Consider the following 12,701-nt stretch of genomic DNA (forward strand, 5'->3'; position numbering starts at 1 on the left):
AACGGCCTGCATTCTAGTGGGTGCGAAGCAGGCGGGGATAAACCGCCTAGCTGGCTACGGCAAGGTTCTCGCGCAGCAGACGTTCCGCCGCAGCCCGCGCTTCATCGGTAACAGTGGCGCCGGCGAGCATGCGGGCAATCTCTTCCTGCCGCGCCTCAATATCCATCACGGCGACGCGGGTGGTCACCAGATCCTCGTTGCCAGCCTTCGAGATCAGGTAGTGGGTGCGGGCACGGGCTGCGACCTGCGGCGCGTGCGTGACCGCCAGCACCTGCACATTGGCGGAAAGACGAGCGAGACGCTGGCCGATCGCATCGGCTACAGCACCGCCCACGCCGGTATCGATCTCGTCGAAGACCAGCGTCGGGGCCGAGCCGCGATCCGCGAGCGCCACCTTGAGAGCCAACAGAAAACGCGAGAGCTCGCCACCGGAAGCGACCTTCATCATAGAACCGGGGCGCGTGCCAGGGTTCGTCTGCACCCAGAATTCGACGATGTCGATACCGCTTTCCTGACGCTCTTCCGCATTGGTCTCGATGTGAACGATGAAGCGGGCACGCTCAAGTTTCAGCGCCGGCAACTCTGCCATGACGGCATCAGCCAAAGCGCTTGAAGCTGCGTGCCGGGCCTCGGAAAGAGACGCGGCGGCCGCATCATATGCGACGCGCAGGTCTTCAACTGCCTTTTCGAGCGCGATAAGGCGTTCCTCGCCTGCGTCGAGATCGGCAAGATCTGCATCCATCCGGTCGCGCAGCGCCGGCAGTTCCGAAACAGGGACGCTGTACTTGCGGCCAGCGGCACGCAGCGCGAACAGACGCTCCTCGGCCTGCTCCAGACGCTTCGGGTCAAACTCGGTCGCACGCATGGCAGTGTCGACTGCGCTCTGCGCAGCGTCGAGGTTGAGCATGGCTACGTCGAGGCACTGGATGATCTCGTCCAGAAGACCCGGCACCTCAGCTGCCTTGCGCTGCAGACGACGCAGCAGGCTCGAAAGAGCCGGCACAGGAGAACTCTGTCCAGACAGAACTTCCTCTGCGTCTGAAATGTCGGAAGCGATCTTTTCCGCGCGCATCATCTTGGCGCGCTCTTCGGCGAGTTCGTCTTCCTCGCCTGGCTGAGGGTCGAGCTTGCCCAGTTCTTCCACGGAAGCCCTGAGGTAGTCCGCCTCACGCGCCGCAGCCTCGACGCGGGCGCGGTGGCGGGAAAGCTCCTGCACTGCGCTGCGATAGCCGCGATAGGCGTTCGCGACCTCTTCCGTCAGCGCCTTGAGCCCGCCAAAGGCGTCGAGCAGATCGCGATGAGCGTCAGCTTCCACCAGCGCGCGGTCGTCGTGCTGACCATGGATCTCGACCAGATGATGGCCGATCTGGCGCAGCAGCGAAACGCTTGATGGCTGGTCGTTGATGAAGACGCGTGAGCGGCCGTCGCCGCTCTGGATGCGGCGAAGGATGATGTCGCCATCGTCCTCCATGCCGTTTTCGCGCAGGAGTTCGCGTGCGGGGTGATCCATCGGCACGTCGAAGACGGCCGTCACCTGCCCCTGCTGGGCTCCATGGCGTACGAGCGAAGCGTCGCCGCGCGCGCCAAGCGCCAGCGAAAGCGAATCGAGCAGAATCGACTTGCCGGCACCCGTTTCACCGGTGAGGACCGAGAGACCCGTGGCGAAATCAATATCGAGCCGTTCAATCAGGACAATGTCACGGATCGAGATGTGGGAAAGCATTCCCTGCCCCTGGTCAGCTTCCTACGACTGATTTGACCGCCTTGGAGATCCAGGAGCCGCGGTTCTCGCGTGGCTCCAGACCGCCCGACTGCAGCAGCTTGTAGGAATCCTTGTACCACTGGCTGTCGGGATAGTTGTGGCCGAGCACGGCAGCCGCGGTCTGTGCTTCCGACGAGATGCCCATCGCGAGATAGGTTTCCGTCAGGCGGGCGAGCGCCTCTTCCACGTGGCGGGTATTGCCGTAGTTTTCGACAACGCCACGGAAACGGCGAATCGCAGCGATATATTCATGGCGCTCGAGATAGTAGCGGCCAACCTGCATTTCCTTGCCGGCGAGCTGATCGCGAGCAACGCGGATCTTGTCCTTTGCGTCGGCGACGTACTGGGAGTCCGGCCAGCGCTGCACCACCTCTTCCATCGCCTCGATGGTGCGGCGGGCATCGCCCTGGTCTTGCGTCACGTCCTTGATCTGACGGAAGTAGCTCAGACCAATCAGGTACTGCGCATAAGCCGCATCCTGATCGCTCGGGTAGAGGTTCACGAAGCGCTTGCCGCTGTTGATCGCCTCAACATACTTGCCCTGGCGGTAATTGGTGAAGGTGCCCATGATGAGCGCCTTGCGCGCATATTCCGAATAGGGATGCTGCTTGTCGACCGCCTCGAACTTCTTCGAAGCTTCGGTCAGGCGACCGGCCTCAAGATTGGCGAGTGCCTGGTTGTAGAGAACGTCCGCTGGTTCCGTGCTCTCAACGTAGGACGAAAGATCGAGATCCTTCTCCGCGTTGCAACCTGCAAGGAACAGTGGAACTGCAATAGCCGCTGTCGCCAACTTCGCAAAGTTAAGCGGAAGATGGATCTTGGCTGCGCGTCTAAAACTCATTCTCAATCGCCCTCTCGGCGTTAGGACAAACACTTCCGCATGCGCTTATGCAATACGCATAATCGGGAACCCCGGCAATGCTATCCTTGCCCAATCGCACATTTTTAAGGCGGATGACAACAGGCACAAGGCTTTGAGCCACATATCCACCTTCCATAAGCCTGCAGGCAAAGCAAACGTCAGGCTTCGTTTCCGCTGAACTTCGGATATTGCAGAACCTGCAAAGTGATTCCCGAAGTTTTCGAGCCTATTCTGCGCGCGTAATGTCCTCGTAGCCAGTCCCTGCCCTGCGGGCTTCCACAATCTCAAAGGCAGATGGATCGGCGAGCACTTCCTTCACGACCGTTCCGTTCAGCCGGTGGCCGCTTCGGTAGGAGCGGAAGCAGCCGATGATCGGTCCGCCAATCACAGCCAGATCGCCGATGGCATCAAGCGTCTTGTGGCGGACGAATTCGTCCGGGTAGCGCAGCCCCGCGGCGTTGACGACGCGATCGTCCTCGCCGATCACAACCGAATTCTCGAGCGACGAGCCGAGCGCCAGGCCTGCCGCCCAGAGCCATTCGACATCCTTGATGAAGCCGAAGGTGCGGGCATGGGAGATTTCTCGCGAGTAGATTCTTGCGCTAAGATCGAGGCCGATCTTCTGCCGGCCAATGGCCGGCGTTGCAAAGTCGATCTCAACTTCAAAGCGCGTGCCATTATAGGGAACAAGCTCGGCCCATGCCTCGCCAGCTTCGACCCGCACGGGCTTCAGGATGCGGATGAAACGCCGGCTGGCTGGCAGGGTCTCGATCCCTGCCTCCACAAACGCATCGAGGAACATGATCGAACTGCCATCGAGAATCGGAACCTCGGAGTTGTCGATCTCAATCAGGAGATTGTCGATGCCAAGCCCGGACACGGCGGACATCAGGTGCTCGATGGTCATCACCTGGTCGCCATCGTTGTTTCCGATCACGGTGCAGAGGTCGGTCTTGGCGACTTGCGAAGCGTGAGCACGGATCAAGCGTCCCTCGGCGCCCGAATCGACGCGCTTGAAGACGATGCCCTCGCCCGCCGTGGCAGGGTTGAAATGGACAGTGACCGGTTTGCCGCTATGTACGCCGACGCCGGACAGGCTGACGCGCTTCTTCAATGTTGTCTGCTGATCCACGGTACCGATCCTGTGTCTGTCATCGATCTGTGGACGTCATAAACCCAAAATCGGGCAGGACGCAAAAGGCGGAAGAAAATAGTCGGCCGCGATAATGGAAAAAGAAATGGGCGCCGAGGCGCCCACTTCAAAATCAAGCGGAAAAGATAGCAGCGGTACTAGTTGGCCTGACGGCGCAGGAATGCGGGGATCTCCAGCTGATCCTCTTCCTGCTGGTGGCGCGTCTGCTGAACCAGACGGCCCTGGTCGTCGAGCTGGCCGCGAGCCGGTGCATAGAACTGGCTCTCCTGACGGCGCGGCTCGGCCTGACGCAGGCGCGGCTCCGGCGGCGTTGCGGTGTGGTCGTCTTCTTCGCGGCGGGACAGACCAGCCGTCAGGCGCTTCAGGAGACCCATCGGACCACGGTCTTCATGCTCGGGAGCCGGGGCCGGCGCACGGTTGATCTCAGCCTGAACCTGCGGCGGGAAATCGGTGACCTGCGGCATGCGCGGCTGCTGCTGCTGTACGGGAGCCTGATGGTGCTGCGGCTGCGGAGCTGCGGCGACCGGCTGCTGCTGCGGAGCAACGGCGGCGGGACGCAGAACCTGCGGCTGAACCGGCTGCTGCACGTGCTGCTGCGGCTGTACCTGCTGTACCTGCGGCTGAACCGGAGCGCGCGGTGCTACTTCCGGCTGAACCGGACGGAATAGGTTGCTCTGCGGCTGGAAGGCCGGTGCGGCAGGCTGGTGAGCCGGCTGAACCGAACGGGCAACTTCCTCGATCTGCTGCTCGATGAGCGAAGCTTCGCTCGGCTCAGGCTGGAAGGCTGCGGGGCGAACCGGAACCTGCGGCTGCTGTGCAACCTGAACAGCAGGCTTCGGCTGCGGCTGCATCTGTACGGCCGGACGCGGGGTGGCGCGGATAGCCGTCGGAGCTGCAGCAATGTCGGCAGCCGACTTGTCGATGCCGGTGGCGACAACCGACACGCGGATAACGCCCTCGAGGTCTTCGTCGAAAGTCGCACCGAGGATGATGTTGGCGTCCGGATCGACCTCTTCGCGGATGCGGGTTGCTGCTTCGTCGACCTCGAACAGGGTCATGTCGCGACCACCGGTGATCGAGATCAGGAGGCCCTTGGCGCCCTTCATTGACGTCTCGTCGAGCAGCGGGTTGGCGATCGCAGCCTCAGCCGCAGCCATTGCACGACCGCTGCCGGAAGCTTCGCCGGTGCCCATCATGGCCTTGCCCATCTCGCGCATTACCGAACGAACGTCGGCGAAGTCGAGGTTGATCAGGCCTTCCTTGACCATCAGGTCGGTGATGCAGGCAACGCCCGAGTAGAGCACCTGGTCGGCCATCGCGAATGCGTCGGCGAAGGTGGTCTTGTCGTTGGCGATGCGGAACAGGTTCTGGTTCGGGATGACGATCAGGGTGTCGACGCAAGCCTGAAGCTCTTCGATGCCCTGCTCTGCAGTGCGCATGCGGCGCTGGCCTTCAAAGTGGAAAGGCTTGGTCACAACGCCGACGGTCAGAATGCCACGCTCACGGGCTGCGCGAGCGACGACCGGAGCCGCACCCGTACCCGTACCACCACCCATGCCGGCGGTGACGAAGCACATGTGCGTGCTTGTCAGCTGGTCAAGGATCTCGTCAATGCATTCTTCGGCAGCAGCACGGCCCACTTCCGGCTGGGATCCGGCGCCCAGGCCTTCCGTCACGTTCGCACCGAGCTGGATTACCCGCTCTGCCTTGGACATGGCCAAAGCCTGCGCATCGGTGTTTGCGCAGACAAATTCCACGCCGCGCAAACCGGCGTTGATCATGTTGTTTACGGCGTTACCGCCGCCGCCTCCAACGCCAAAAACCGTGATCCTCGGCTTTAGCTCGGTTATGTCCGGCTTCCGCAAGTTGATCGTCATTATCCTCGTCCTTTCCGCCTTTTCTGCCGGGCCCGCTGCTGGCCGTCCCCCGGATCAAAAACTGTCACGCAACCACTGACTCACACGCTGAAGGCGACCACCCGTCCCGGTGGCGCGCATCAGGAAACCACCCCGAACGTTGCGGCTCTCGAAGCCTGCAACCTGCGGGTAAATAAGAAGACCGACCGGAGCCGCGAAAGCTGCACCCTTGGCAGCTTCAGGCAGGCCGGTAACGCCCAGCGGACGACCGAGGCGAACATTCCGCCCCATCAGACGACGCGCCGCTTCGGGAAGTCCCGCAAGCTGGCTCGCACCACCCGTCAACACCACACGACGTCCTACAAGATGACCGTAGCCCGAACGGTTCAGCCGATCGCGAACCAGTTCAAGCGTCTCTTCAACACGCGCCCTGATGATCCGCGACATGACCGAGCGCGGCACCTGCAGGGGCTGATCATGCTCATCCGCACCCATGGGCAGGATCGAAACAACGCTGCGATCGTCGGCGCTCGCCGGCAGGGCCGAACCGTGCATGACCTTCAGCCGCTCTGCATCATCGAGGCGGGTCGACAGGCCACGCGCCAGATCCATCGTCACGTGATTGCCGCCGATCGGAAGCGCGTCGGCATGAACAAACTTGCCTTCAACGAAGACCGAAATCGTGGTCGTGCCGCCGCCCATATCGATGCAGGCAGCGCCCATCTCGGTCTCGTCATCGACCAGGGTCGCCAGTCCGCTCGCATAGGGCGTGGCCACCATCGTCTCGACCGCCAGATGGGCCCGGTTGACGCACAGTTCGATGTTACGCAGCGGGACTGAATCAGCGGTGACGACATGCATGTCGACACCAAGCTGGTCACCGACCATTCCGCGCGGATCGCGAATGCCGCGTTCGGTGTCGAGGGCGAAACCGACCGCCAGCGAGTGTACAACCTCACGCTCGGCACGCAATGCCTGACGCGCACCGGCAACAAGCACCTTGTTAACGTCGGACTTGGATACCTGATGACCACCGAGGCTGATTGCGGCCGTTGCCGGCTCACTCTTCAGCCTGCCCGCGGATACGTTGATGATCAACGAGTCCACGGTGAGCCCGGCCATTCTCTCTGCGGCGTCGACCGCGAGGCGAATAGCCTGCTCAGCCTTCTCCAGGTTTACGATAACGCCGGACTTTACGCCTTCGGACTTCTGATGTCCGATACCAATGACCTTGATGCGGTGCGTGCGGTGCGACAGCGCGACGCCACCTTCATTCGGCAGGAGCTTTGCAATGATGCAGCAAACCTTGCTGGAACCAATATCCAGCACGGTAATGATACCAGAACGGCGCTGTGGGGAATTGCTGTCGCCGAGCAACCAGTTCATATTCTCGCCCCCTTCTTACGCGCTGCCATCATCTTCTTGAAAGCGTCATTATGTGACTCGGCGGCTTCCGGCGAGAGGGCAACTGTAATGCGATCTTCAAGCCTCATATCCACGACGCTCAGGTCGCGCTCGAACAGCGCGTACTCGACATCGAGACGGGCAACTTCTGCAAGCGCTGCCGCTACATTCGCTTCCGGCAGGCGGACGGTGACCCCGTTGTAGAGACGCAGATCCCAGCGGCGATCGGCCACACGAATGTAGGCCGTAACGCGAGACGCGAGCTGCGGATGGGCAGCGACAGCCTCAATGATGGCCGGACCCGCCTTGTCGGCACCCGCACCGATCACCCGCGGCAGCGCCGCCAGGCGACCGCCGTAGAACGGAGCAATCACAGCGCCATTCGCCTCGACAACCCGGAGCTCCTGTCCGAACTGCCAGATGGCGTAGGGCTTGCGCTCGTTGATCTGGACCTCAACACGCGCCGGATAAATCTTGCGAACTTCCACGCTATCAACCCACGGAAGCTCGGCGATACGCTGACGGGCATTCTCGACATCGAAGCCAACCATCGAGGTCCAGCCATCGAGGCCGATCTGCTGAAGAACGTCGATCTCGGACGTCTCCACGTTACCCGTAATGTTTACATCCTCGATCGCGAAACCCGCCCGAGAGGTAACCAGCTGGATGACTGCCTCAGAATGACCGCCCTGTACACCCCCGTAAAGGAGCACGAAACCGAAAAGCGCGCCGGTGGAAATTGACGCGCCAAAGCGGGGATAGCGGATATCTTCAATGCGCAGCCGGCCCAACGCGCGCGCCGGCCGTCGCAGCCAGCGCGGCAGAGCCACACCGCCAAAAGTCAGGGCAGAGCCCCTATCCGATTTCAACGCGAACAAGACGCGTCCTCCACCATCCAACGCAACAACTCACCAAAACTGATACCCGCCGCAGCGGCGATATCAGGAACCAAAGACGTCGGGGTCATGCCCGGCTGGGTGTTAACCTCAAGCCAGATCAGCCCCTGATCATCCGGAAGCCGGTCATCAAAACGAAAATCGGAGCGACTAACCCCGCGACAACCAAGCGCCAGATGCGCCTCAACAGCCAATTGTTCTATTTTTTGGTAAATATTCAGTGAAAGCTTTGCAGGACATTCGTGCTTTGAGCCGCCCGGAGCGTATTTTGAATCATAATCATAGAATGCATGGCCAACCGGGATGATCTCGCAGACACCCAGCGAACGATCGCCCATCACCGCGCAGGTAAACTCGCGACCGGGGACATATTTCTCAACCATGACGCGGTCGCCGTACTTCCAGTCATCCGACTGCAAGACCTGCGGCGGATGCGACTGGTCTTCACGCACGATCACGACGCCAAAGCTGGAGCCCTCGTTGACCGGCTTCACAACATAGGGCGGCTCCATCGGATGCTCGCCGACGATGTCGAAGCGATTCATAATCAGCGACTGAGCAACCGGAACACCGACACCGGCGACAATCGTCTTGGCCAGCGCCTTGTCCATGGAGAGCGCGGAAGAAAGTACGCCCGAGTGCGTGTAGGGAATTTCGAGATATTCAAGAATACCCTGGATACGGCCATCCTCGCCGTACGGGCCATGCAGCGCGTTGAAGGCGACGTCCGGACGAAGCTCGGTCAGCACCTGGCCGATGTCGCGACCAACATCCACGCGAGATACTTTGTAGCCCTGTTGCTCCAGCGCATCGGCGCAAGCAGATCCAGAAGACAGACTAACTGGCCGCTCTGACGAGAACCCTCCCATCAATACAGCAACATGCTTCTGCATCATAACCTGCAGCCCTTTCCGCCACTCACAGCGGTGCAAAACTTGAATGAACACAAAGAAAGGGCTGGCCCTTCCCTACTCAACGCCGCCGACTCAAATCAGGGAACGTAGAGCCTAAAGAATCAGGAAGTTGATTCACTGACAAGCCCTTGAGATTCAACCTGATTCAATTTTTCGGTAAATTTGATAGAAGTGGCCACAATGCTACATGCGATGTTATCGGAATGCCCCCATTTGGGGCGCATCGAATGCCATCAACAGGGCGCGGAATCCTGTTGCCAGCTAAGCAACTGAGGTTCTTGCTTAACGTAGAAAAAGCAGCGCCTTATGCCCGAGTCGGGAGCCGGAGCCGGGTACCCATAGAAGGCCCCGGCTAGCTAGATCTAAGAAGATGCTAAGCGCGCGCACCGAGGAAAGGCTCGATCACTTTTCCTCTCTCGAAGTCGCCGAGGCGCTTGATCTCCCACTCGAGCCTGATGCCCGAATTTTCGAGCACACGGGAGCGGACCGTCTCGCCCAGAGATTCCAGATCGTAGCCGGTCGCAGTGCCGGTATTGATCATGAAATTGCAGTGCATGGTGGACATCTGCGCGCCACCGATGGTCAAACCACGACAGCCGACCTTGTCGATTTCCTTCCAGGCAGAGGTCCCTTCCGGGTTCTTGAAGGTGGAGCCGCCGGTCTTCTCGCGGATCGGCTGAACCGTCTCGCGGTGGTGCTGAACCTCATCCATCTTCGTGCGGATGACATCCACGTCCTCCGCGTATCCATCGAGGATCGCGGACGTGAAGATCAGGTCCTTTGACGCTTCCGAGTGGCGATAGGAATAGCCCATGTCGGCGTTCGTCAGAATATGGACGCTACCCTGTCGGTCGAGCGCACGGACTTCAACGACGCGCTCGCGGGTTTCGACTCCATTCGCACCCGCATTCATACGCAGTGCGCCGCCAAGAGCGCCGGGGATGCCATGGTAGAAGTGGAAACCGCCAATACCCGCTTCGAGCGCGACGGCTGCCAGACGCTTGTCTGGAATTGCCGCGCCTGCCCTGATCTGCGTTGGCGATATCGCTTCAGCTGTGCCAAAGCCCTTGGCCGACAGGCGAACCACGAAGCCACGGATGCCACCATCGCGGACGAGCAGGTTCGAGCCGACACCTACCACCAGCACCGGGATCTCTTCCGGAACGGCGCGAAGGAATGCCGCCAGATCTTCCTCATCCTGCGGCTGGAACAGTGCATCAGCCGGACCGCCCGCGCGGAACCAGGTCACCGTGTCCATGCCGACATTGGGCGTCAGCCGACCGCGCAGGCCGGACAGACGATCCCCCAGCTGTTCGATGAGGTTCTGATCGGAGCTCATCCCTCGAGTTCCTTCGGCAGAGCATAGGCCCATTGCGTGATGTTGCCGGCGCCGAGGAACACGACATAGTCGCCGTCCTGCGCCAGTTCCTTCACCAGAGGTGCGATTTCCTGCGGACCGGAGATGAAGCGGGCATCGCGATGGCCTGCGGCGCGCAGGCCCGCGACCAGCGCTTCCGACGAGACGCCGTCGATCGGTGCTTCGCCTGCCGAGTAGACCGGGGCGATCATCACCACATCCGCGTCGTTGAAGCAGGAGGAGAACTCGTCGAACAGGTCGCGCAGGCGCGTGTAGCGGTGCGGCTGTGCAATCGCGATGACGCGACCATTCGTGGCGCCGCGCGCAGCGCTGAGCACCGACGAGATCTCGACCGGGTGATGGCCGTAGTCGTCGAAGATGCTGACGCCATCGACCGTACCCGTGTGGGTGAAGCGGCGCTTGACGCCACTGAAGGATGCCAGACCCTTGCGGATGGCGTCCTCACCGATCCCGAGTTCGGAGGCGACCGCGATTGCAGCTGTGGCGTTGGACACGTTGTGGCGACCCGGCATCGGCAGGACCAGGCCCTCGAAGACCACTTCTTCCGAATGCTTGCGTCCACGAAGGGTCACATCGAAGATCGACTTCCCGCCCTCTACGCGGTGGTTGGAGAAGCGGACATCGGCCTGAAGGTTTGCACCATAGGTGACGATCCGGCGGTCATCGATGCGGGCGACGAGCGACTGCACTTCCGGATGGTCGATGCACATGACGCCGAAGCCGTAGAACGGCACATTCTCGACGAACTGACGGAAGGCCTCGCGGACCTTGTCGAACGAGCCGTAGTGGTCGAGATGCTCGGGATCGATGTTGGTGACGATGGCAATGTCTGCCGGAAGCTTCAGGAAGGTGCCGTCGCTTTCGTCAGCCTCAACCACCATCCAGTCACCCTGTCCCATGCGGGCGTTGGTGCCGTAGGCATTGATGATGCCGCCGTTGATCACGGTTGGATCAAAGCTGCCCGCGTCGAGCAGTGCGCCGACGAGCGACGTGGTCGTGGTCTTGCCGTGCGTGCCGCCAACGGCAATCGCCTGACGGAAACGCATCAGTTCGGCCAGCATCTCGGCGCGCCGGACGATCGGCAGCAGCTTGTTCTTCGCTGCCTGATATTCCGGATTGTCCTTCCTGATGGCCGACGAGATGACGACCACTTCGGCATCGCCCAGATTCGCCGCATCATGGCCAACGAAAACGTTGATCCCCTTTTCGCGCAGACGCTGGACGTTCGCGTTCTCGGACTGGTCGGAGCCCTGAACCTGGTAGCCGAGCGTGTGCAGCGCTTCCGCGATGCCGCTCATGCCAATCCCGCCGATGCCGATAAAGTGCACGACACCAATCGTCTGGGGCATCTTCATGGGATCATTCTCCGTTTGAACTCTTTGAGTGATTCGCCCGAGGAAATAGCCTCCACGACGTTCGCAAGCAATGCCGTTGCGTTCGGACGGCCAACACTTCTTGACGCATTCGCCATAGCGGCGAGCTTTTCCGGCATGTTCATGGCGATCTCTATCATGCCGCGCAGGCGTTCCGCCGTCAGCTTGTCCTGCGTGATGATCTCGGCACCACCCGCCTTCTGAAGCGCAGCCGCATTCGCCGCCTGATCGTGATCCAACGCATGCGGATATGGCACCAGCAGTGCCGGACGGCCGATAACCGCTATCTCCGATACCGTCGACGCACCCGATCGTGAGATCACGAAGCTCGCGCGCGCGATGCGATCAGCCATGTCGGTGAAGAAGGTCGCAACCTCGGCCTCGACGCCCATGTTCGCGTAGGCCTGCTTCACGGCTGCCTCGTCCTCGGGGCGAGCCTGCTGAACGATGCGCAGTCGCGAACGCTTGGCCTCAGGCAACAGCCGGATGGCTTCAGGAAGAACCTGCGAGAAATATTGCGCGCCCTGGCTTCCGCCAAACACCAGCAGTTGGAACGGCTTCGTGCCCGTCACCGGCTCGTACGGCACTTCCGCAGCCTTGAGGACTGCAGGGCGGACCGGGTTGCCGGTCGTGATGATCTTTTCGGCAAACTCACCTTGCTCTGGCAGGAAGCCGCCGGCAATGGCGGTGACCCTCTGGGCCAGCGCCTTGTTCGCGCGCCCCATCACGGCGTTCTGCTCGTGCACCATCGTCGGCACACGGCGACGCGTGGCGGCGAACACAGGCGGCAGCGTCGGATAGCCACCGAAGCCTACGACCGCACTCGCCTCGATCCGGCCGATCAGCGCGGAAGCCTGGCGGACGCCGCTCCAGATCTTCAGGCCCGACCGGATCAGCGAAATCGGGTTCCGGGAGCCGAAGGTTGCGGAGTTGATCCGGTGGATCTCCTCTGCGGGGAAGTTGGAGGCGAAGCGTTCAGCGCGCGAGTCTGTCGCCAGATGGACCGACCAGCCTCGGCTGATCAGTTCATGTGCGAGGGCCTCGGCAGGAAAAAGGTGGCCACCAGTGCCACCTGCGCAAAGTAGAGCAGTCCGTTTTTTCAT

Annotated in this window: 10 protein-coding genes; all 10 read right to left on the reverse strand. The window is 61.3% G+C overall.

Going from position 1 to position 12,701, the window contains the following annotated elements; translation table 11 throughout:
- Positions 1–46 precede the first annotated feature (46 nt).
- The 10 genes from recN to murG all read right to left on the reverse strand — a co-directional run bounded on the left by recN (position 47) and on the right by murG (position 12,701).
- Positions 47–1,723, reverse strand: coding sequence for a DNA repair protein RecN (gene recN / locus IEX27_RS12290; protein WP_188721359.1), 1,677 nt, complete (start codon positions 1,721–1,723; stop codon positions 47–49).
- A 13-nt stretch (positions 1,724–1,736) separates the two neighbouring features.
- On the reverse strand, positions 1,737–2,603 hold the full coding sequence (locus tag IEX27_RS12295) for an outer membrane protein assembly factor BamD (RefSeq protein ID WP_188721360.1): 867 nt from the start codon (positions 2,601–2,603) through the stop codon (positions 1,737–1,739).
- A gap of 247 nt (positions 2,604–2,850) precedes the next feature.
- Positions 2,851–3,765, reverse strand: coding sequence for a UDP-3-O-acyl-N-acetylglucosamine deacetylase (gene lpxC / locus IEX27_RS12300; RefSeq protein ID WP_188721535.1), 915 nt, complete (start codon positions 3,763–3,765; stop codon positions 2,851–2,853).
- A 149-nt stretch (positions 3,766–3,914) separates the two neighbouring features.
- Positions 3,915–5,654 carry a cell division protein FtsZ gene (gene ftsZ / locus IEX27_RS12305; protein WP_188721361.1) on the reverse strand — a complete coding sequence of 580 codons (1,740 nt, stop codon included), beginning with the start codon at positions 5,652–5,654 and terminating at the stop codon, positions 3,915–3,917.
- Between the two features lie 54 nt (positions 5,655–5,708).
- Complete coding sequence (ftsA, locus tag IEX27_RS12310) at positions 5,709–7,019, reverse strand: cell division protein FtsA (protein ID WP_188721362.1); 1,311 nt, start codon at positions 7,017–7,019, stop codon at positions 5,709–5,711.
- Positions 7,016–7,915: a cell division protein FtsQ/DivIB gene (locus IEX27_RS12315; protein WP_244630350.1), complete on the reverse strand. Its 900-nt coding sequence runs from the start codon at positions 7,913–7,915 to the stop codon at positions 7,016–7,018. The genes ftsA and IEX27_RS12315 overlap by 4 nt, the downstream gene beginning before the upstream one ends.
- On the reverse strand, positions 7,903–8,829 hold the full coding sequence (locus tag IEX27_RS12320; protein ID WP_188721363.1) for a D-alanine--D-alanine ligase: 927 nt from the start codon (positions 8,827–8,829) through the stop codon (positions 7,903–7,905). Before IEX27_RS12320 ends, IEX27_RS12315 begins: the two co-directional genes overlap by 13 nt.
- A gap of 391 nt (positions 8,830–9,220) precedes the next feature.
- A complete protein-coding gene (gene murB, locus IEX27_RS12325) occupies positions 9,221–10,186 on the reverse strand; it encodes a UDP-N-acetylmuramate dehydrogenase (protein WP_188721364.1) in 966 nt (321 codons plus the stop codon).
- Positions 10,183–11,580 (reverse strand): UDP-N-acetylmuramate--L-alanine ligase, encoded by a 1,398-nt coding sequence (gene murC / locus IEX27_RS12330; RefSeq protein WP_188721365.1) that lies wholly within the window; start codon positions 11,578–11,580, stop codon positions 10,183–10,185. Before murC ends, murB begins: the two co-directional genes overlap by 4 nt.
- Positions 11,577–12,701, reverse strand: coding sequence for an undecaprenyldiphospho-muramoylpentapeptide beta-N-acetylglucosaminyltransferase (gene murG / locus IEX27_RS12335; protein WP_188721366.1), 1,125 nt, complete (start codon positions 12,699–12,701; stop codon positions 11,577–11,579). The genes murC and murG overlap by 4 nt, the downstream gene beginning before the upstream one ends.

This window comes from Nitratireductor aestuarii (assembly GCF_014641695.1).
Classification (GTDB): Bacteria; Pseudomonadota; Alphaproteobacteria; order Rhizobiales; family Rhizobiaceae; genus Chelativorans; species Chelativorans aestuarii.